The sequence below is a fragment of the Leisingera sp. ANG-S5 genome (genome assembly GCF_000813925.1).
Classification (GTDB): Bacteria; Pseudomonadota; Alphaproteobacteria; order Rhodobacterales; family Rhodobacteraceae; genus Leisingera.
In genome coordinates this window covers 114,535-134,159 of the sequence record NZ_JWLH01000007.1, presented here as the reverse complement: position 1 = coordinate 134,159, position 19,625 = coordinate 114,535, and the positions used below count along the sequence as shown (strand labels likewise).

Genomic DNA, 19,625 nt, shown 5'->3' with positions numbered 1-19,625 from the left:
ATGGAAAAGGACATTGCAATCGACGCACGCGGCGTCTGGAAGATCTTCGGCGCACGCTCCGCCGAGGCGCTGAAGGCCATTCACGCCGAACGGCTGACCAAGCCGCAGGTGCTGGAGCGGTTCAACTGCGTGGTCGGCGTCGCCGATGCCAGCTTCCAGATCGAACGCGGCGAGCTGTTCTGCGTGATGGGCCTGTCTGGCTCCGGCAAATCGACGCTTGTGCGCCATGTGAACCGGCTCTTGGAGCCGACCGACGGCCATATCTACATCAACGGCGACGATGTGATGGGGCTGAACGCCGAAGGCCTGCGCGACCTGCGCAACCGCCGGGTTGCCATGGTGTTCCAGAACTTCGGCCTGATGCCGCACCGCACGGTGCGCGACAACGTGGCGATGCCGCTGGAAATCCGCGGCACCGGCAAGGCCCGCCGCTGGGAGGAAGCCGACCGGGTGCTGGAGCTGGTGGAGCTTTCGGGCTGGGAGGACAAATACGCTCATGAGCTGTCGGGCGGCATGCAGCAGCGCGTCGGGCTGGCCCGCGCCATCGCCTCCGACCCCGAGATCCTGCTGATGGACGAGCCGTTTTCAGCGCTGGACCCGCTGATCCGCAAGCAGCTGCAGGACCAGTTCATGGAGCTTTCCCGCAAGCTGGGCAAAACCACCATGTTCATCACCCATGACCTCGACGAGGCGATCCGCATCGGCCACCGCATCGCCATCATGAAGGACGGCCGCATCGTGCAGATCGGCACGCCGGAGGAGATCATCCTCAACCCGGCTGATGACTACGTGGCGGATTTCGTGGCTGGCATCTCCAAGCTCAACATGATCTTCGCCCATTCGGTGATGAAGCCGGTGGCGGAGTTCGAAGCCACCCACGGCGCCCTGCCCGCCGACGCCAGGGAGGCGCGGCCCGACATGGACCTAAGCGGCCTGATGGAACTGGCAGTGGACGGCCACGGCATCGTCAAAGTGGCGGATGATGGCGCCACCGTCGGGGTGATCAACCGCGCGGGCCTGATCCGCGCGATTCAGGACAGCCAGGCGTAAGGAGAAGGGTGATGCAACACATCGACCAATCACAGATCAAACCGGAGACCGCCGGACGCCTGAATGCGCTGGTGGCGGAATTCACCGGTCAGTCGCAGGCCTATTACCAGCGCGTTTTCTCCTACATGATGGAGGCGCCCGGTTACCGCTTCACCCTGAACCGCGCCGCCGCGCTGCTGGGGCCAGTCTGGTTCGGCGCCCGGGGCCTGTGGTCCTGGTTCCTGGGCTTTCTGCTGCTGGAAACGCTGGCCTATATCCAGATCGCGATGGGGCTGTTCGGTGACCTCGGCCGGGTCTCCCGCCTGCGCGCGGAACAGATTGCCCAGACGCTGGACCTGCGGCACCAGCAGATCGCTGCAGCCGAGGCCTCGGGCGCGTCCTCGCTCGAGTCCCTGAAACGCGCGGCAGAGTCGCTGGAGGCGGCGATGGCCGGCGCACAGCAGGCCGCGGCAGCCGCCAATGCCAGCGGCACCATCTACCTGATCGCCGGCGCGGCGCTGTTGCTGGCGGTCAAGTTCCTGGCGGCGTCGCTGGCGAACTGGACGCTGGAGGGGCAGTTTGCCCGCTGGCGCTCCGACCGCCGGGTCGCCAGCGGCTGGTCACTGCCGCGGCTAATCGTCTCCTCCGTGCTGGCCGCCGCCGTGGTCGTGCTGTCGGCGCTGAAATTCGCGATGCCCGATGCCTTCTCGCTGCTGAACGCCTTCCCCACCAACCGCGACTGGCGGCTGAACGTCGGCGACGGGGTGCAGGCGGCGTTCGACTGGACCAAGACCTCCGGGCGCGGCTTCTTTGACGGGCTGACCGCCGGCATGCGCACGCTTCTGGACTGGATCGAGGTGGTGCTGGTCGATACCCCCTGGCCGGTGGTGGCGCTGGTCATTGTGATGCTGGCCTACCTGTCGGCAGGCGCCCGGGTGGCGATCTTCACCGGCGCGGCGCTGGCCTACCTGGGCCTCTTGGACTTCTGGGAAAAGGCGATGACCACCATTGCCCTCCTGGGCGCCGCGGCGCTGATCTCGATCACCCTGGGTATCCCGCTCGGCATCTACTGCGCCCGCCGCCCCAAGGTTTTTGCGGTGGTGCGCCCGGTCTTGGACTTCATGCAGTCGATGCCCTCCTTCGTCTACCTGATCCCGGTGGTAGCCTTCATCGGCTCCGGCAAGCCCGCGGGCGTGGTCGCCACCATGATCTTCGGCAGCCCGCCGGTGATCCGCTTCACCGTGCTGGGCCTGCAGCAGGTGCCGGAAACCGTGCGCGAGGCCGCGCTCGCCTTCGGCGCCACCCCGCGTTACCTCCTGTGGCGGGTGGACCTGCCGCTGGCGCGCAAGACGATCATGGCCGGCGTCAACCAGACCATCCTCTTGTCACTGGCGATGGTGGTCGTGGCCTCGCTGATCGGCGCCAAGGGGCTGGGAGAGGACGTGCTGGAAGCGCTGCAATATGCCGCCGCCGGCCAAGGCATCCTGGCAGGTCTCGCAATCCTGTTCTGCGCCCTGATCCTCGACCGGATCGTGGCAGGCAAACGATGACCTGAAGACGCCGCACCCGGCTTCCGCCGGGTGCGGCTTTCTTGACTGTCCAAAAAACTTCTTCAGCTGTAACCTGCTATCGAAGCTGGAGAGTGCCTCTTCTGATGCTGACAGGAGAGGACGTTTAATTAATAGAGCCTTTAAAAAAACAGTCTGAAACGGTGTGCGGTTGAGTTGGCTGTGTGCCTTTATCATATCAAACACGCGGTCGCCGACGACCTCGATACCGATTACGTTCACGCGGAGGATGTGTTTAGCCTTGCAGGCTTCCAGATGCTCAAGGCTCCTTAACAAATAGCTGGAGCCAAAGTGATCCGTGCCGGCCTTAAGGGTCCAGATTTTCTGGCAACACCTGGTTTCTGGGCAGTGCTTTTGCCAGGCTGTTTGGTGCCTTGGAGGAAGTCTTCGGTGACGGGCCATCATAGGTCAGCTGGATGGGTAATCCCCCATTTTTTCGGAGCGCTTACTCCATCAGGTCCTGAAGATCAGGTTTTCCGGTTCAAATGCAGCAGGCTTCTGTATGAAAAGCTGTTGCTTGTGGCAGTGCGGGCTTGTCCAACTGGCGCTGTTGGTTTCAAACAGCACCGGTTGTTCCGCGTAAAACGTGCTCCAGTTTACAGCAGATTCTGAAAGGCTCCGGCGTTTCAGAGGTTATGAAGGCTGTGAACTGCTCGCCGGCGAGCGTCCCGATGGTGCCAGCAGGGATGCGAACCGTTGTCAGCCCCGGTTCGACTTCGGCGGATCCTTTGAAATCGCCGATGCCGATGACCGACAGCTGCTCCGGCACCCGCAGCCCACAGCGCTGCGCTGCATAAAGCGCGCCCTGGGCAATCACGTCATTGCCGCATAGCAGCGCGCTCGGTCGGGACGGTGCCGACAACAGCGCAAGGGCCGCCTGCTTGGCCTGCGAAACACTGTATGGCGCTTCCGACTTGCGCCCCTCCGGCACCGCCACGCCAGCGGCTTCAAGTGTTTCCAGAACCGCCTCCAGCCGGTGCCGTGCCCGGTCGTTGCCGCTGGTGTCGGGAAAGATTAGGCCGATGTCCCTGTGCCCCAGGGCTACCAAGTGCTCTGCGGCCATCCGCCCGGCCAGTTTGTTGTCGGCGCCGACGCAGGGCAGCTCGGCATCCTCTGCATAATTCCAAATCGCCATTGCCGGCGTTTCCTGCTGCGCAATCAGCCGCGAGGTTGCTTCGGAATGCTCCAGCCCGATCAGCGCCACACCATCCACCCGGTGCTCCATCAGCTTGCGCACCATCTCGTATTCCCGCTCCAGATCATAGCCGTGCGAGGCCAGAAGCAGGGTAAAGCCGGCCCGGTCGATCGCATCCGAGAACGCCTGGATCACCTCGGCAAAGATCGCGTGGTTGATGGTCGGCACCACCAGCCCGATGGTGCCCGACCGCTTGCCGTGCATCATCTGCGCCGCGCGGTTTCTGACATATCCCAGTTTCTGCACCGCACGGGTGATCTTCTTGCGAGTCGCCGGGCTTACCAGATCGGGGTGATTGAAGGTGCGCGACACCGTTGAGGGCGACACTTTTGCAGCCTTTGCCACCGCAACGATATCCACGTTACCCTTCTGTTTCGGCGCCATAATCTCCCCTCCCCCCGGCAAGATTTATGAAAACGTTTGCAATACTATTTTCATAGCCTAACCTGTTTTGTCAACAAAAGTAAAAGCGCGATCAGCCGGGTTGGGAGGCCCCGAATGGACTTCATATTTTACTTCGGAGATGTGTTCTCGCCGCTGTCATTCCTGCTGCTGCTGGGCGGCACAATCGGCGGGCTTATCCTGGGGGCAACACCGGGGCTTTCGCCGACAATGGCGGTGGCGCTGCTGATCCCCTTCACCTTCCATCTGGAGGCCGTTCAGGGCCTGATCCTGCTGGGCGCCGCCTATACCTCCACCGTGGCCGGCGGCGCAGTCAGCGCGATCCTTCTGAAGATCCCCGGCGCACCCGCAAACATCGCCACCACGCTGGACGGCCACAAGATGGCCAAGCAGGGCCAGGGCGCCAAGGCGCTGCAGCTGTCGTTCCTGGCCTCCGCCGTCGGCGGCATCTTCGGCGTGCTGCTGCTGATCTTCCTGACCCCGCTGCTGGCCCAGTGGGCGCTGGCCTTCGGCCCCTCGCATCTGTTCTGGCTGGCGATCCTGGGCGTCACGGTGATCGGCTCGCTGGACTCGGCCTCGGTGGTCAAGGGGCTGCTCTCCGGCTGCATCGGCTTGTGGCTGGCCACCATCGGGTTCGACGACATCATGGGCGCCCAGCGGTTCATCTTCCATCCGTCGCTTGGCGGCGGTATCAACATCATCGCGGCGCTGATCGGCCTCTTTGCCATCCCGCAGGTGCTTACCATGTTCGCCAAGGGCCGCCGTGCGGACGGCGCCGAGGTGATCGAGGTGCAGAAGCATTCCGTGCTTGACGCCACCCGCGAACTGCTGCGCCGCCCGCGCGCCCTTAGCATCGGCACCATCACCGGCTCCATCATCGGGCTGATACCCGGCGTCGGCGGCCAGATCGCCGGGCTGGTGGCCTATGACCAGACCAAGAAGTTCTCCTCCGAGAAGGAGAAGTTCGGCAAGGGCCACAGCGAAGGCGTGATCGCCGCAGAGGCCGCCAACAACGCCATGGTCGGCCCGTCGCTGGTACCACTCTTGACGTTGTCGATCCCCGGCAGCCCTACCGCCGCGGTGCTGCTGGGCGGGTTGCTGATCCACGGCATTTTCCCCGGCTCTGATCTGTTCGACAATCACCCGGATGTGGCCTGGACCTTCATCAACTCGATGCTGGTCGGCCAGGTCCTGATGTGCCTGTTCGGTCTCTATGTGGCGGGCCTCGCCGCCCGCGTTGCCCAGGTGCCGCAATCGGTGATGGCCGCCATCGTGCTCGCCCTCTCCGCCTTCGGCGCCTACTCGGTGCAAAGCTCGATGGGCGACGTCTACGTGATGGCCTGCCTCGGCATCGGCATGTACTTTCTGGAACGTTTCGGCTTTTCCGCCGCGCCGCTAGTGCTGGGCCTGATCCTTGGTCCAATCGCTGAGGCGAACTTCATCCAAGGCGGCATGATCGCGGACGCCACCGTCGGCAAGGCCAGTTACTTCCTGTCGGGCGGGCTGAACATCTTACTGATCGCCGTGGTCGTCGCCTCCATCGCCTACTCGGCCTGGATGGAACTGCGCAGCCGCCGCTACACCACCAAAGAGGAGGCGCAAGCATGAACCGGTCTCAGCACATCCTTGGCTCCGGTCTGGTCTTTGCCGTCGGCATCTGGGTCGCCTGGGTCAGTTACACCCAGCAGCCTGCCGAGGCCTTCCTGTTTCCGCGCCTGATCGCATCCGTCTTTGTGGTGCTGGCGGGCTGGACCTTCGGCAAGGCTGCCCTCGGCCTCAGCAAGGTCGGCTCCGGCGTGTCCCGGACGATGTTCCTGAACATGGTTCCGGGTCTGGCGGTGATGCTGATCTATGTCTTTTGGGCAGCCAAGGCGCTGGGGTTCTACACCGCCACCGCCATCGGCTTTTTCATCCTGCTTTCGCTCTACGACCCGGCGCCGCACTCCAAAGGCAAAACCTGGATCCGGCGCGCGATGATCACCGCGGTGTTTGTGGCGGTGATGTACGGCCTCTTTGCCAAACTGCTGAGCGTCTACACGCCGCGGGAAATTCTGTTCTGACCACCGGAACGCGGTCCGAAACCAATAAGGAGGAGAAGAAAATGAAGAAACTGATTGCAGGCGCTGCCATCGCGCTGATGGGTTTGGCAGGCGCTGCCATGGCCGAAGAGTACCCGGAACGCCCGATCATGATGATGGTCTCTTACGGGGCCGGCGGGGCAACTGATTTTCAGGCCCGGATCGTCACCATGACCGCCGGCAACGAGGATGCGCTGGGAATGCCCATCGCCATCATCAACAAGCCCGGCGCGGGCGGCCGTGTCGGCTGGAACTGGTTTGCGACCCAGGCCGATGCCGACGGCTACACGCTTGCGGCCTACAACGTGCCACACTTCATCGCGCAGTCGATCAAGGGCGGTGTGTCCTATTCCGCAGACAGCTTTGAACCCATCGCCAACTGGGGCGCAGACCCGGCGGTCTTTGTGGTCGGTGCTGACAGTCCCTTCAATTCGATGGCGGATGTGGTTGCCTATGCCACGGAAAACCCGGGCAAGCTGACCTTTTCCGGCGCCGGCCTGTTTGTCGGCCACCACATCGCGGCGCTGCAGATCGAAAAGGCCGCAGGCGTGAAAATGGCCTACATCCCGACCAAGGGCGGCGGTGCCGCTGCGATGAAGGCAGTGATCGCCGGTGAGGTAATGGGCGGCATCAACAACCTGTCGGATGCCTACCGTGCGCAGGAGGCCGGCAACGTCAGGATCCTGGGGGTTGCCGACCTGCAGCGCTCCGATTTCCTGCCCGACGTGCCCACCATGCAAGAGCAAGGTCTGGAGGTCGACAATTCCTCCGTCAATTTCCGCGGCGTGATGGTGCCCAAGGGCACGCCGCAAGAGGTGATCGACAAGCTCGCTGTAACCGTGCCTGCGATGTTCGCCAATGACCGGGTCTCCAAGAAGATGGCGGCCGGCGGCTCACCCATGCACATCATGACCCGCGACGAGGTCAAGGAGATGTGGGCCGCCCGCGAACAGACACTGAAAGAGCTTCTGGCAGGGCTCTGATCCCAGCCGAAACTCCTCCGGGGCGCGCACAGCCGCAGCGCGCCCCGGCCTAGAAATCGAGGTAAGACATGAACGCTCAGGACGCACTCGCCTCCGGCGCCGCCGAGGTGGAACAGATCGTGGTGCGCGCCCGCACCGCCCAACAGGACTTTGAAGCCAAGGGAAGCCAGGCTCTCTATGACAAGGCTGCCCTGGCGGCCGGATGGGCCATCATGGAGCCCGCCCGCAACCGCGCCCTGGCCGGGCTGGCGGTGGAAAGCACCGGCCTCGGCAATGTGCCGGACAAGATCACCAAGAACCACCGCAAGACACTGGGACTGCTGCGCGACATCGCGGACGTCCAGACCCATGGCATCATCAGCGACGACCCTGAAACTGGCATCACCGAGATCATGCGCCCCATCGGCGTGATCGGCGCCGTTGTCCCCTCGACCAACCCAGCGGCAACCCCCGCCAACAACATCATCAACGCGCTGAAGGGCGGCAATGCCATCGTTGTGGCCCCCTCCCCCAAGGGCGTCGCCTCCTGCGAGCTGCTGCTCAGCTACATCCATGCCGAATTTGCCAAGCTGGGCCTCAACCCCGGTCTGGTGCAGATGATCCCGGCCCCCGGCTCCAAGGACAAGACCCAAGCGCTGATGGAGGCGGTCGACCGGGTGATCTGCACCGGCAGCCAGAACAACGTGCACCGCGCCCAGTCCTGCGGCACCCCCGCCGTGGCAGTTGGCGCCGGCAATGTAACCGTAATCGTGGACGAAACCGCCAATCTGGCCGATGCGGCGGGCAAAATCACCGCCTCCAAATGTTTCGACAATGCGACCTCCTGCTCCTCCGAGAACGCGGTGGTGGTGGTGGACGCTGTCTATGACCAGTTCATCGCTGCGCTTGCACAGGAAGGCGGGGCACTTGTTGAAGAGGCAGACGCTGCCGGCATCATTGCCAGGCTTTGGCCGGACGGCCACCTGAACCGCGAGGTCATCGCCCAGGACGCGGACAGGATGCTGGCGGCACTGGATATGGCCGGCAAAGCCCCGGACGGCACCAAATTTCTGGCGGTGGAGACCCGGGGCATCGGCCCGGACCACCCGCTCTCCGGCGAAAAGCTGAGCCGCATTCTGGCGGTCTACCGGGCCGCAGACTATGCCGAAGCCAAGGCAATCGCCGCCCGTATCCTCACCTATCAGGGCGCCGGCCATTCCATCGGCATCCACACGGCCAAGGACGAACGCGCCGTCGAAATGGGCCGCGAAATGCCCACCTGCCGGGTGATCGTCAATCAGGCCCATACCTTCGCCACCGGCGGCGCCTTTACCAACGGGATGCCGTTCTCCCTGTCGATGGGCTGCGGCAGCTGGGGCGGCAATTCCATCGACACCAACCTCAACTGGCGTCATTTCGTGCAAACCACTAAAATCGTGCGCGAAATCCCGGCCCGCGAACCTGCGCTCCAGGACATCTTTGGCAGCTATTGGGCGGAGGCAGGCCAATGATGGAACCGCCCAAGGGAACCGTCCGCGACTGGCTGGACACACGCGCGGCAGAGGGCGGAACCGGCTTTGTCTTTCCCGATGGCGGCCCCGCTCTCAGCTGGGCAGATTTGCGCCGGACGGCAGAGGCCATCGCCCGCTATCTGACCGCCCAGGGCATCGCCAAGGGCGAAAGCATCGCCATCATGCACCCAAACGGGCGCGAAGCGCTTGAATGCCTTTTCGGCGTGCTCTACGGCGGCTTCCGTGCCACCATGATCAACCTTGTTGCCGGCAACAGCGCGGTGTCTTACGCCCTGCAGCACAGCGGCGCTCGCTTTGCCTTTGTCCACCCCAGCCAAACGGACCTGTTTCAAGAGACTGCCAGCCTGCCCTTTCTCTCACCTTTGGACCAGGCGGCAGCAACCGGCGGGTCACCGGCAGAGCTGCACCCGCTTTCTGCCGGTGACCACGCTTTGCTGATGTACACCTCAGGCACAACCGGCCAGCCCAAGGGGGTGGTGCATACGCACGCCAGCCTGCTGGCGGGCGGCTGGACCACCGCCGTGGCGCACGAGCTGACACCGCAGGACCGCGGCCTCTGCGTGCTGCCCATCTACCATATCAACGGGCTCTGCGTGACGGTGATGGGCGCGCTGACCTCTGGCGGCTCGCTGGCCATGTGCGAACGCTTTTCCGCCAGCCGCTTCTGGGCCCATGCCGACTGGTCGCAGGCCACCTGGTTCTCTGTGGTCCCCACCATCATCTCGCATTTGCTGCACTCGGATCTGGACCCCGTTGACAGCACCAAGGCGCGGCTGCGCTTCGGCCGTTCCGCCTCTTCCGCACTGGCTCCCGACGTTCAGCGCGCGTTTGAGGATCGCTTTGGAGTCCCGATCATCGAGACCATGGGCCTGACTGAGACCGCTGCCCAGATCCTGTCCAACCCCCTGCCCCCGGGCATCCGCAAGATTGGTTCGCCCGGTTTTGCCTACGGCAACGAGGTGACAATCCTCGATGCCCGGCTGCAGCCCGTCAGTGATGGCAGCGAGGGCGAACTGGCGGTGCGCGGCCCCAACGTAATGCTGGAATACCTGAACAACCCGGAAGCCACGGCCGCGACCTTCACCCCGGACGGCTGGCTGCGCACCGGCGATCTGGGCCGTATCGACGTCGATGGCTACGTCTATGTCACTGGGCGGCTCAAGGAACTGATCATCAAGGGCGGCGAAAACATCGCCCCGCGCGAGATCGACGAGGCGCTTTATTCTCATCCTGACGTGATAGAGGCCGCCGCCTACGGACGCCCCTGCAATACCTACGGTGAAACAGTGGAAGCGGCGGTGAAAATCCGCGACGGCTCCAGTCTTACCACGCTGGAGCTTATTGAAATCTGCCGGTCCCAGCTCGGTAATTTCAAGTCGCCTGACGAGGTCCACATTCTGGACGACCTCCCCAAAGGCCCATCCGGTAAGATCCAGCGGAACAGGATCCTTGAGGAGATCACGGATCGCGTGGCCCGGAAGAGCGGCTGAGAGAAGCGTAAGGCAGGACTTGCTAGTTGGATACAGCGCGACGACGGACCAATACCAGAATAGGATCTGAAGCGGTAACGTCCCCGCCAGATGAGGTTTCCTCGCTTCGCAATTTGGAGTAATTGGAAATAGACCCTAACTGGCTGTAATTCGTGAAGGTAACGGGGCCCGGCACCCGCATGTCAGCAGTGCAAAGCCAGTCGGGGAGATACTGCTTCCTACAGTTCTTCCAGTTGGAAACTATTTTATTGGCTCGTTCCTGAGCGACCAGAAATAACTAAGAAAGGGAGTGTATTCGCCATGACCGTGTCGGCCGCGGCATTCCGGATGCCTGGGAATATGGTATCTGAGCGAACTTGAGGGTCAGCCGTGCCACGCTCTGTTCTGTGGCGTCAGACACCAGCTTCGAAATACGCTTACAGCAATTCGGTGGATGAACTGGGTGCTGCTATAAATTTTCTGCGAGCATATCCGCCTCCAGCTGCATGCATTTTCTTGAAAGCTCAGAATCGCTGTAGCGCACGACTGGTTCACTGTGGTCGGCAGCACAAGGAAATAGTCCCATTCTCTATTCTCCCATCAGCCCCTCAATCAGAACCGGACAGTCTAAGAGGATTGCAAATGCCGCTTGTACGTTGCTGAGGCTGTGTTTGGAGGAAAACCTTGTGCATCCTTGGGTTGACGTCAGGAAGGTAAGTCGCACTCTTGGTTCTAGGTGAACCGAAACTACTGCAATATCAGTTCACTGGCCTTTTCCCCGATCATGATCGCGGGCGCGTTGGTGTTGCCCGACACGATCTCCGGCATGATTGAGCAGTCCGCCACCCGCAGGCCCCGAATGCCATGCACGCGGAGTTCCGCATCAACCACCGCGTCGCCGCCCTGTCCCATCTTGCATGTGCCGGTGGGGTGATAAATCGACGCGGTGTTGCTGCGTGCCCAGTCCAGCGTCGCCTCGTAATCGTTCATCGGCAGATCCGCACTTGGGCGGAACTCCTCAGAGATCTTCGAGGTCAGCGGCGCGTGGCGGGCGATCTTGCGGGCAATGTTCACCCCGGCCACGATGGTCTGGCAGTCGGTTTCGGCCGACAAGTATTTCGGTATGATTTTGGGATAGGTGTTCGGATCGGCGGACACGATCCGGATCTCGCCTTTGCTTTCAGGGCGCAGCTGGCAGACCGACATGGTGAAGGCCGAGAAGGGATCTGCCCCCTTGCCCGGGTTCTCGGCCGACAGCGGCTGCACGTGGAATTGGACGTCCGGGGTCTCCAAGTCGTCGCGGGTCTTCATGAATCCGGTGGCCAAGCTCGCGGCCATTGTCATCGGACCGGCCCGGAATAGCGCATATTTCAGGCCTATCTTGGCCTGGCCGAACAGGGTGCGGACCTCGTCGTTCAGCGTCGGCTCATTGCATTTGTAAACCAGCCGCGCCTGCAAATGGTCCTGCATGTTTTTGCCGACGCCATAGAGGTCCTTTTTGACCTCAATGCCGTGTTCGGCAAGCTGTGCCGCCTCGCCGATGCCCGACATCATCAGGATCTGGGGCGAGTTGATGGCGCCGCCCGACAGTACGATCTCGCGCCGCGCGGTGATGCGCTGCACTTGCCCCGACCTGTCCTTGTACAAAACCGCCACGGCGCGGCCGTCCTGGATGTCGACCTTCTGCACCATCGCTCGGGTGATGATCTGCAGGTTCTCGCGTTTCTTCACCGGATTCAGGAAGGCCACGGCGGCGCTGCAGCGGCGGCCTTTCTTGGACGTGAGCTGGAAGAAACCGACGCCCTCCTGGGTGGCGCCGTTGTAATCCGGGTTGAACGGGTATCCCGCCGCCTGCGCAGCCGCGACCCAGGCATCCGTTATGGGGCGCTGGATGCGCATGTTGGAAACCGACAGCGGACCGCCGGTGCCATGGAATTCATCTTCGCCGCGCTCATTGTTCTCGGAGCGTTTGAACAGCGGCAGGACATCCTCCCAGCCCCAGCCGACATTACCCATCTGTAGCCAGCGGTCATAGTCCTGCGGCTGGCCGCGAACGTACAAAAGACCGTTCAGCGAAGACGAGCCGCCCAGCACCTTTCCGCGGGGCCATTCGATCGAACGGCCGTTCAGGCCCGGATCCGGTTCGGTCTTGTAGCACCAGTCGACCGAGGGGTTGTGGATCGTCTTGAAGTAGCCAACAGGGATGTGGATCCAGGGATTGATATCCCGCCCGCCTGCCTCCAGCAGCACCACCTTGTTGCTTGGGTTGGCGCTCAGCCGGTTGGCGATGACGCACCCCGATGACCCCGCTCCGATAACAATGAAATCTGCTTCCACGACCTTCTCTCCGGCTTGTGTGGAAAAAACTTCTATACAGATCGCAGGAAATAATCTAGGCTTTTTTGATACGAAACGTCTCAATAATTGATCTTAGGGAGGAGAATTATGGGGCTTACTAACAAACTGAGCCGTATTTCGCGGCGGGATCTGTTCCGCGTTGCAGGCACTTACGGGATGAGCTCGACGCTGCTGGCAGCAGGCGGTTTCGGCGGCGCGATGAGCCTGGCGAATCTCGCCTCGGCTGCGGAATCGACCTATGAGAAGCGCTACGCTAAGCCCGCCAAGCACACGCTGAAGTTCGGCGCTTCCGGCTTCAACGCGCGCAACCTGCTGATCGAACGGGCCGGCGCGCTGGAGTTTGCCCGGGACCTTGAGGCCCGTACCGACGGCGAGATCCGTATAGAGTTCATCGGCGACAACCAGATCTGCGGCCAGCTGAGCTGCGTCGAGAAAACCCAGCAGGGGATTGTCGACATCTACGCCGCTTCAACCCAGAACTCGGCCGGCGGCGCACCCTACCTGAACGTGCTGGACTATGCCTTCATGTTCCCAGGCCGCGCGTCCCAGTACCATTTCCTCTATCACCCGAAGAGCCAGGAAATCCTGCGCGACCCGCTGGAGAAGCGCCACGGCCTGAAGTTCCTGTTCAGCCATTGCGAGCTGCGCGGCATCCAGCTGGGCTTGAAATACAAGGACCAGCCGACCATCACCAAGCTGGAGCAGCTGTTCGGGACCAAGAACCGCGTTACCGGCACCCAGCTGGGCCGGATTGCGATGAATGCCCTGAACCTGAACCCTGTGCCAGTGGCATGGGAAGAGACCCTCGACGGGCTGAAGCAGGGCCTGATCGACGGCGCCGAAACCTGGGCTTCCGCAGTGGCCTATGCCAACATGGCGCCAGTGGTCTCGCAGTCCGTCGATCTCAAGTTCTTCTGCGGCACCGAGCATACCTCGATGTCGGCGAAGGTCTTCGACGGCCTCGAGGGCTATCTGCAGGACGCGGTGATGGAGAGCGCCTATTGGGCACAGGCCCATGTGCAGGCTGCAAACGAGGCGGCGCTGGTGAAGACCGTCGGCTTCTCCGACCCGCAGCTGCCGGGCACGGTGTTTGCGGAACACGGCGTCCGCCCGGCCTTCCTGCCAGACAGCGAAATCCGCATGGCCGAGGAAATGTGCTCGCCCGAGTTCCAGCCGCAGCTGTGGGAGCAGTGGCGCGACCGCCTGAACAAATGGGCTGGCGGCATCGACACCTACCAGGAAATCTACACCATCGCGCGCGAAGTCGACAAAGACATGAAGCCCGAAAACGTAGAACCGCGCCGCTGGTGGAAGGGCTGACAAAGGCCTGAACAATGAGCATAGGGCCGGTGCCAGATTGCGTCGGCCTTGTTTGCCCGACAGGATCCGGCAGGATCACAGGGGCAATGAGGGGAGGAACACATGCAGCTTTGGCCGGATATCGCTGCCATTTTCAGCGCCTTCGCGTCCCAGGATAGCTGGGAAATCCGCAATGCCCTAGAAAGCAATGCCGCTTGGGTGCTGGGCACCGCCGCCGCCGCGCTCGGCGGCCTTCTGGTGATGCTGGTCTACCGGCTGGTGCCGCTGATGGACCGGCACCTGGAGCGCACCATCATGGTGTGGAGCTACCTGGCGATTGCCTTCATCATTTTCTGGGGTGTGATTGACCGCTTCGTGTTCAAGAACCAGCAGCCCTGGTCCACCACCATTCCGCCGCTGCTGTTCATGATCATGGCTTGGTTCGGGGCCGCCTTCAACGTGCGGCTGCGGACCCATCTCAGCTTCTCGGAATTCCGCACCGTCATGCCCCGCTGGGCGCAGATGGGCTGCCTGACGTTGGATGCGGTCCTGTGGTTCGGCTTTGCGGTGATCGTCTTTGTCACCACCACCCGGCTGACGGCGCTGTCGGCCTCGAATTTCCAGATCGTGCTGGGCACCGACAGCGTGCTGCAGTGGTGGTTCCTGATCACCGCGCCCCTGTCCTTTGTCCTGATGATCGCCCGGGTGTTTGAAAACCTGGCCGACGACATCCGCAACTACCGCAGCGGCGCGCCGCTGATCAAACAGGCTGTGATCGGAGGAGACGTGTAATGGATACGGGAACCTGGGTCACGCTGATCTCGATTGGGGTCACCTTCCTGTTCATGCTGGGCGTGCCGGTGCTGCTGGTGATCGGCTATTGGGTGATCGGTTGCTCCTTCGTGCTGGGGCTGACGCTCGACAACATGGGGGCGGAGCTTCTGAATGTGTTCAACAAGGGCTTTGCGCTCCTGGCGATGCCGCTGTTCATCCTGACCGGCGACCTGATCAACCAGTCCGGCATCGCCCGGCGCCTTTCGGATTTTGCCTATGCCTGCCTTGGCTGGATGCGCGGCGGGCTGGCGATGGCCTCGCTCGGCGCCTGCGGGCTGTTTGCCGCCATTTCAGGCTCTAACTCGGCGACAACGGCCACCATCGGCTCGATGCTGCACCCGGAAATGGTCAAGGGCGGCTATGACGAGCGTTTCTCGGCGGCCACCGCCGCCGCGGGCGGCACCGTGGGCATCATCATCCCGCCGTCGATCATCTTTATCGTCTACGGGTTCCTGATGAACCTGCCGATTTCCGACCTGTTCGTCGCGGGCATCCTGCCTGGCGCGATGATGGTCATCGGCATGCAGCTGGCCTGCTGGATCATCTGCCGCAAGAACGGCTGGGGCTTCCTGATCCCCTTGCAGCTGAACCGGGTCCTGAAAACAGCCTTCGGCGCCTGGCTTGGCTTCTTTGCCATCGGGCTGGTGCTGTGGGGCATCTACACCGGCAAGTTCTCCCCTACTGAGGCGGCGGGCGTTACCGTTGGTTTCTGCGTGATTGCGGGCGTGCTGTCTTGGGTGGTGACCAAAATCACCGGTGCCCGCAGTGACAAGACGTGGGAAGAAAAATCCTATGCTGAAATGCTGGTGGTTGAGGGTTTCACCATCCCGCAGATCCCCGGCATCGTGGTGCGCTCGGCCCAGATCACTGGCATTCTGGCGCCGCTGATCGCGATTTCCGTGGTGATGCAGCAGATCCTGTCGCTCCTCGGGGCGCAGCAGGCGATCGGCGGGTTTGTCACTTCAATGGGTGGCTACCATGCGGTGCTGTTCACCTCGATGGTCATCGTGTTCTTCTCCGGCATGGTGCTGGAAAGCCTGCCGGTGACCATCATCCTGGCGCCGATCCTGGCCCCCATCGCGGCCTCTGTTGGGGTCGACCCGATCCATTTCTCAGTGATCTTCCTAGTCGGCGCCTCCATCGGCTTCATCACCCCGCCCTACGGGCTGAACCTCTACGTCGCATCCGGTGTGACCGGTGTTCCGTATTTCCGCCTGCTCCGCTATACGGTTCCTTACCTTGCAGCCCTGATCGGGGTCTGGGTACTGGTCTCACTGGTTCCTGATTTCGCGCTGGTGCTGCTGCCCAACAAGTAGCGATGAGGCGGCGATGGCAGCAGATGCGCCGGAAAAGAAAGAGGGGCAGATCCCCACCAACCTGCGCCTTCTGGTGCTGCTGGAGGAGGTCGCCCGCCGCGGCGTCGCGGTGAAGCCGGCCGAGATGATCGAGGCGATGGGCCTGCCCAAGCCCACCGTGCACCGGCTGATGCAAACAGCCGAGGCCGAGGGTTTCCTGCAGCGCGACCTCGACGGGCGGGCCTACGGGCCCGGGCCGAGGCTGCGCAAGCTGGCACTTGCTACTATGTCGTCGGAACATTTGAGCACAGCGCGTTTGATCATTCTCAAAGGCGTTGCTGAAGAATTGGGAGAAACATGCAATCTGGCAATCCCGGACCGTGAGGGGATGCTTTATTTGGACCGGGTGGAAACCAAATGGCCACTGCGTATTCAACTGCCAATAGGCACTCAGGTTCCCTTCCATTGCACAGCAAGTGGCAAGATGTATCTATCTACTCTAAAACCAAGCACACGGGTAGCTGTCTTGCGTGCGCGTACTCTCGAAGCGTTAACCGGGCAGACCTGTACGGATCCTGATGCGCTCAGCGCAGAGCTTGAGACGATCGAAAGCCGCGATTATTCCACTGATGATGAGGAATTCATAGCTGGAATGGCCGCCGTTGCTGTTCCAGTCAGGGATGCCCGCAACCGGCTGCTAGCAACACTCTCGGTTCATGCCCCAGTGCAGCGCCGCAGTTTGTCTGAGTTGATGGAGTTTCTGCCGTCCTTGCAAAAAGGAGCCAGAGCTCTTGGGAAATTGATCTGACACGTTTTGGTGCAAAACTCATTAGCCAGTCCGAAACCTGATGTTTCTTGAAGCGGAAGTGAGGTAATTTTCCGGCTTGGCAATTCACCGTGTCATGTTTGGAGGAAAATGCTCCAATCAGACTGTCCTCATTTGGGGCGACAGGGAGCGGTGGTGCCGGAAATGAAACGATCAGGTGAGCCTCGGGCGGACCATTTGGAATTTGCTATTCCGTAAGTGTCAGGTGCACTAACCTATTTTGCGAGTCTTTCTTTATGAAAGAAAAGGCGGCATTGCCAAAGAGTCGCGGGTAACAAGCCTTGTACTGATGCAGATTGTTCTGCCTTCCGACTTGCCTTCAACCATTGCTGTCAGTTCGCACGCTGCCTTGCGTCCCATTTCTCGGTGCGGAACGTGAACGGTGGTCAGGGCTGGGCTAACGATCTCCGCCAGCTCGATATCATCAAAGCCCGTGACGGATACCTGCTCTGGTACCTTAATCCCCAACTTTCGTGCTTCGTGCACGGCCCCTGCAGCCAGTACATCGTTGCCGCATATAACCACTGTTGGGCGAGGCGTCAGGTCCATTAACTGGGCGAAGGCCTCAGCCCCCTTGTCAATTTCATATGCTGTTTCGATCACTTTTAAGTCGCTGGTGTCCAGTCCACCCTCCTCCATTGCCTGCCTGACGCCCTGCAAACGGCCCTGCGCCCGGTCGTTGCCCTGTGTCATGCCCGAGATCATGGCAATCCGCCGGTGGCCGGCCGAAATCACGCTCCGCGCCAGTTCGCACATTGCGTCTGTGTTTCTGAAACCGACAGAGGGCCGCTGTGCCTCGGGATCGTAGGACCAGGCGACCAGTGACGGGATCTGGTGGCGCTCCAGATACTCGTAGATTTCTGCGTCGCGCGCGTGCCCGATCAGCAGCAGCCCGTCGGCGCCGCGGGCCACCAGGGTGCGGATCTGCTCGCGTTCCGCCTCAGAGTCGTAGACCGAACTGGACACCAGGAGCGTATAGCCCTTCTCGTGCAGCTGGTCTTGAAAGGCCTGCAGGCCGCGGGCAAAAATGGCGTTGTCCATGGTCGGAATGATGGCGCCGATGGTGAAGCTGCGTTTGGCTGCCATCACGCGCGCCGCGAAATTCGGCGTGTAGCCCAGTGATTCGACCGCCTGCATCACCCTCTGGCGGGTTGCCTCGATCACCCGATCCGGAGAATTCAGGCAGCGCGACACCGTGGCGGTGGAAACGCCCGCGGCCTTTGCAACATCGTTAAGTGTCGGAGCTGAGCGGGTTTTTCCCATGTGACGTCTGCCATTTCCTTTGCCCCTCGTCATACCACAAAATGCAGCGCTTGCCAGCTATCAATGTAAGCGCTTGCATTATTAATGTAAGCGCTTACAAATGGGATTGGGATAACAAACCGGGAATTTGCGATGTTTCTCTGGGCTGCCGCTGCCGTCTTTGCCGTGTTCTTTGCCAATGTCGCCATGGGTGCGTTTGGCGGCGGCGGCTTCCTGGGCGATGTCGGAGAGATGCTGGTTCTGTTCGCTGCCTCGATCCTGTTCGTGGCGGCCATTCTCAAGCGCGAGGCTGACCACAAGAACAAGAACGGCAGCTGACGGATCTTTAGGGAGGAAGACAATGACGAATGGCAAGGATGGCCTCAAATCTGCTGAGCGCCGCAATTTTCTGAAACTGGCCTCGACCGGCTCTTTCACCGCGGCGCTGGTGGCCGGCGCCGGCGGGGTTCTTTGGTCGTCCGAAGCCGCCGCGCAAACCGCCAAGGAAGAGAAAGAGCGGGAACGTGCAGCGGAGCATATCATGACCGTTGCCACGGCCTATGTGCTGGGCGCGTCGCGCAGCTATCCGATCATGCAGCTGGATCTCAAGGAGAACATCCAAAACGCCACCAATGGCAAGATCTATGTCAAGCTGGCCCCTGGCGGCCAGCTGGGTGCGGGCGGCGCATTGGTGCAGAAGGTGCAGGGCGGAACCATTCAGGCAGCGCAGCATTCGCTGTCGAATTTTGCGCCTTTCGCCTCCACTGTTGACTTGATCAACATGCCCTATCTCTGCGGCTCCAACCAGCGTTTCACCAATCTGGTGACCTCCGATTTCTGGAACGCGGAAGTGCACCCAAAAGTGGAGGCCGCAGGCTTCAAGGCGCTGTTCTATGTCAATATCGACCCCCGCGTCGTGGCGGTGCGCAAGGGCGGCAACGCGGTGATGTCGCCGGGCGACATGGCCGGAGTGAAATTCCGGGTGCCGGGATCCAAGATGCTGCAGCAGTATTACCGCATGGTCGGTGCCAACCCGACGCCGGTGGCCTGGGGCGAGACGCCCTCCGCCATCAAGCAGGGGGTGGCGGATGCGCTCGATCCCTCCGTCGGGGCACTCTATGTCTTTGGCTTCAAGGATATCCTGAGCCATGTGACCTTCACCCAGGCGGTGCCAGACAGTCAGGTCTATTCCTGCAATCTGGAATGGTTCAATTCACTGCCTGCCGACGTGCAGGACGGCGTGATGTGGGGATCGGAAATGACCGCGCATCAGAACCTGTCCAAAGTGCCCTCCGCCCGCGCCTATGCGATGGCGGAACTGACCAAGGCCGGTGTCGAATTCCATGCTCTGAGCGACGATCAGCTGGGCGAGTGGCAGGAAGCCGGCGGCTATCAGCGCAGCGAGTGGGATTCCTTCAAGACCGAGCTGGCAGGCTCGATGGACAACTTCGCCAAGCTGGAAGAGGCCGCAGGCACCCAGGGCAAATACTACGTCCACGACGCCTGAGCCTAAGAGGGCGGGAGCGCCTTCATCCG

16 protein-coding genes and 1 pseudogene are annotated in these 19,625 nt (G+C 61.8%); 13 read left to right on the top strand and 4 right to left on the bottom strand.

From position 1 onward, the window contains the following. Together RA25_RS12610 and RA25_RS12605 are read left to right on the top strand one after the other, a co-directional pair. Positions 1 to 1,050 carry a quaternary amine ABC transporter ATP-binding protein gene (locus RA25_RS12610; protein ID WP_039147976.1) on the top strand — a complete coding sequence of 350 codons (1,050 nt, stop codon included), beginning with the start codon at positions 1 to 3 and terminating at the stop codon, positions 1,048 to 1,050. A gap of 11 nt (positions 1,051 to 1,061) precedes the next feature. After that, complete coding sequence (locus RA25_RS12605) at positions 1,062 to 2,579, top strand: ABC transporter permease (protein ID WP_039147973.1); 1,518 nt, start codon at positions 1,062 to 1,064, stop codon at positions 2,577 to 2,579. Positions 2,580 to 2,753: 174 nt separating this feature from the next. Here the strand turns inward: RA25_RS12605 and RA25_RS22730 are convergent. Next, positions 2,754 to 2,999 (bottom strand): annotated as a pseudogene (locus RA25_RS22730) (YdhR family protein); the annotation flags it as partial. Between the two features lie 154 nt (positions 3,000 to 3,153). Beyond that, positions 3,154 to 4,176 (bottom strand): LacI family DNA-binding transcriptional regulator, encoded by a 1,023-nt coding sequence (locus RA25_RS12600; RefSeq protein WP_039172753.1) that lies wholly within the window; start codon positions 4,174 to 4,176, stop codon positions 3,154 to 3,156. A 114-nt stretch (positions 4,177 to 4,290) separates the two neighbouring features. Between RA25_RS12600 and RA25_RS12595 the strand changes: the two genes are divergently transcribed. From RA25_RS12595 to RA25_RS12575, 5 genes are all read left to right on the top strand, one after another. Next, a complete protein-coding gene (locus RA25_RS12595) occupies positions 4,291 to 5,802 on the top strand; it encodes a tripartite tricarboxylate transporter permease (protein ID WP_019296376.1) in 1,512 nt (503 codons plus the stop codon). Further along, positions 5,799 to 6,254, top strand: a complete 456-nt coding sequence (locus RA25_RS12590) for a tripartite tricarboxylate transporter TctB family protein (RefSeq protein ID WP_039172751.1) — start codon at positions 5,799 to 5,801, stop codon at positions 6,252 to 6,254. Before RA25_RS12595 ends, RA25_RS12590 begins: the two co-directional genes overlap by 4 nt. 41 nt (positions 6,255 to 6,295) lie before the next feature. Next, complete coding sequence (locus RA25_RS12585; protein WP_039172748.1) at positions 6,296 to 7,255, top strand: Bug family tripartite tricarboxylate transporter substrate binding protein; 960 nt, start codon at positions 6,296 to 6,298, stop codon at positions 7,253 to 7,255. A 68-nt stretch (positions 7,256 to 7,323) separates the two neighbouring features. Next, positions 7,324 to 8,745, top strand: coding sequence for an acylating sulfoacetaldehyde dehydrogenase (gene sauS, locus RA25_RS12580; RefSeq protein WP_039172747.1), 1,422 nt, complete (start codon positions 7,324 to 7,326; stop codon positions 8,743 to 8,745). Further along, positions 8,742 to 10,256: a class I adenylate-forming enzyme family protein gene (locus RA25_RS12575; RefSeq protein ID WP_039172744.1), complete on the top strand. Its 1,515-nt coding sequence runs from the start codon at positions 8,742 to 8,744 to the stop codon at positions 10,254 to 10,256. Before sauS ends, RA25_RS12575 begins: the two co-directional genes overlap by 4 nt. A gap of 726 nt (positions 10,257 to 10,982) precedes the next feature. On the opposite strand, the gene RA25_RS12570 is transcribed toward RA25_RS12575, so the two are convergent. Then, positions 10,983 to 12,572, bottom strand: a complete 1,590-nt coding sequence (locus RA25_RS12570) for a GMC family oxidoreductase (protein WP_039172742.1) — start codon at positions 12,570 to 12,572, stop codon at positions 10,983 to 10,985. Between the two features lie 108 nt (positions 12,573 to 12,680). Between RA25_RS12570 and RA25_RS12565 the strand changes: the two genes are divergently transcribed. The 4 genes from RA25_RS12565 (at position 12,681) to RA25_RS12550 (ending at position 16,829) form a co-directional block, all read left to right on the top strand. Beyond that, positions 12,681 to 13,913 carry a TRAP transporter substrate-binding protein gene (locus RA25_RS12565; RefSeq protein ID WP_039147959.1) on the top strand — a complete coding sequence of 411 codons (1,233 nt, stop codon included), beginning with the start codon at positions 12,681 to 12,683 and terminating at the stop codon, positions 13,911 to 13,913. 102 nt (positions 13,914 to 14,015) lie between these two features. After that, entirely contained in the window at positions 14,016 to 14,684 is a 669-nt protein-coding gene (locus RA25_RS12560) for a TRAP transporter small permease (RefSeq protein ID WP_019296369.1), read from the top strand. Then, positions 14,684 to 16,042 (top strand): TRAP transporter large permease, encoded by a 1,359-nt coding sequence (locus tag RA25_RS12555; RefSeq protein ID WP_019296368.1) that lies wholly within the window; start codon positions 14,684 to 14,686, stop codon positions 16,040 to 16,042. Before RA25_RS12560 ends, RA25_RS12555 begins: the two co-directional genes overlap by 1 nt. A gap of 13 nt (positions 16,043 to 16,055) precedes the next feature. Then, on the top strand, positions 16,056 to 16,829 hold the full coding sequence (locus RA25_RS12550) for an IclR family transcriptional regulator (protein ID WP_019296367.1): 774 nt from the start codon (positions 16,056 to 16,058) through the stop codon (positions 16,827 to 16,829). Between the two features lie 252 nt (positions 16,830 to 17,081). Here RA25_RS12550 and RA25_RS12545 read toward each other — a convergent pair whose 3' ends face one another. Beyond that, positions 17,082 to 18,110, bottom strand: coding sequence for a LacI family DNA-binding transcriptional regulator (locus RA25_RS12545; protein ID WP_039172739.1), 1,029 nt, complete (start codon positions 18,108 to 18,110; stop codon positions 17,082 to 17,084). A gap of 132 nt (positions 18,111 to 18,242) precedes the next feature. Between RA25_RS12545 and RA25_RS12540 the strand changes: the two genes are divergently transcribed. Together RA25_RS12540 and RA25_RS12535 are read left to right on the top strand one after the other, a co-directional pair. Beyond that, positions 18,243 to 18,428: a hypothetical protein gene (locus RA25_RS12540; RefSeq protein ID WP_019296365.1), complete on the top strand. Its 186-nt coding sequence runs from the start codon at positions 18,243 to 18,245 to the stop codon at positions 18,426 to 18,428. A 22-nt stretch (positions 18,429 to 18,450) separates the two neighbouring features. After that, the gene (locus tag RA25_RS12535) at positions 18,451 to 19,596 is read left to right on the top strand and encodes a TRAP transporter substrate-binding protein (RefSeq protein ID WP_039147951.1); all 1,146 of its coding nucleotides are present in this window, start codon (positions 18,451 to 18,453) and stop codon (positions 19,594 to 19,596) included. Positions 19,597 to 19,625: the final 29 nt, after the last annotated feature.

What these genes read in the sequence shown, in the direction of transcription:
- RA25_RS12555 (WP_019296368.1), top strand. Translation starts at nt 14,684, where the DNA reads ATGGATACGGGAACCTGGGTCACGCTGATCTCGATTGGGGTCACCTTC.
- RA25_RS12610 (WP_039147976.1), top strand. Translation starts at nt 1, where the DNA reads ATGGAAAAGGACATTGCAATCGACGCACGCGGCGTCTGGAAGATCTTC.
- RA25_RS12600 (WP_039172753.1), bottom strand. Translation starts at nt 4,176, where the DNA reads ATGGCGCCGAAACAGAAGGGTAACGTGGATATCGTTGCGGTGGCAAAG.
- RA25_RS12605 (WP_039147973.1), top strand. Translation starts at nt 1,062, where the DNA reads ATGCAACACATCGACCAATCACAGATCAAACCGGAGACCGCCGGACGC.
- sauS (WP_039172747.1), top strand. Translation starts at nt 7,324, where the DNA reads ATGAACGCTCAGGACGCACTCGCCTCCGGCGCCGCCGAGGTGGAACAG.
- RA25_RS12590 (WP_039172751.1), top strand. Translation starts at nt 5,799, where the DNA reads ATGAACCGGTCTCAGCACATCCTTGGCTCCGGTCTGGTCTTTGCCGTC.
- RA25_RS12595 (WP_019296376.1), top strand. Translation starts at nt 4,291, where the DNA reads ATGGACTTCATATTTTACTTCGGAGATGTGTTCTCGCCGCTGTCATTC.
- RA25_RS12565 (WP_039147959.1), top strand. Translation starts at nt 12,681, where the DNA reads ATGGGGCTTACTAACAAACTGAGCCGTATTTCGCGGCGGGATCTGTTC.
- RA25_RS12560 (WP_019296369.1), top strand. Translation starts at nt 14,016, where the DNA reads ATGCAGCTTTGGCCGGATATCGCTGCCATTTTCAGCGCCTTCGCGTCC.
- RA25_RS12575 (WP_039172744.1), top strand. Translation starts at nt 8,742, where the DNA reads ATGATGGAACCGCCCAAGGGAACCGTCCGCGACTGGCTGGACACACGC.
- RA25_RS12535 (WP_039147951.1), top strand. Translation starts at nt 18,451, where the DNA reads ATGACGAATGGCAAGGATGGCCTCAAATCTGCTGAGCGCCGCAATTTT.
- RA25_RS12550 (WP_019296367.1), top strand. Translation starts at nt 16,056, where the DNA reads ATGGCAGCAGATGCGCCGGAAAAGAAAGAGGGGCAGATCCCCACCAAC.
- RA25_RS12540 (WP_019296365.1), top strand. Translation starts at nt 18,243, where the DNA reads ATGTTTCTCTGGGCTGCCGCTGCCGTCTTTGCCGTGTTCTTTGCCAAT.
- RA25_RS12585 (WP_039172748.1), top strand. Translation starts at nt 6,296, where the DNA reads ATGAAGAAACTGATTGCAGGCGCTGCCATCGCGCTGATGGGTTTGGCA.
- RA25_RS12545 (WP_039172739.1), bottom strand. Translation starts at nt 18,110, where the DNA reads ATGGGAAAAACCCGCTCAGCTCCGACACTTAACGATGTTGCAAAGGCC.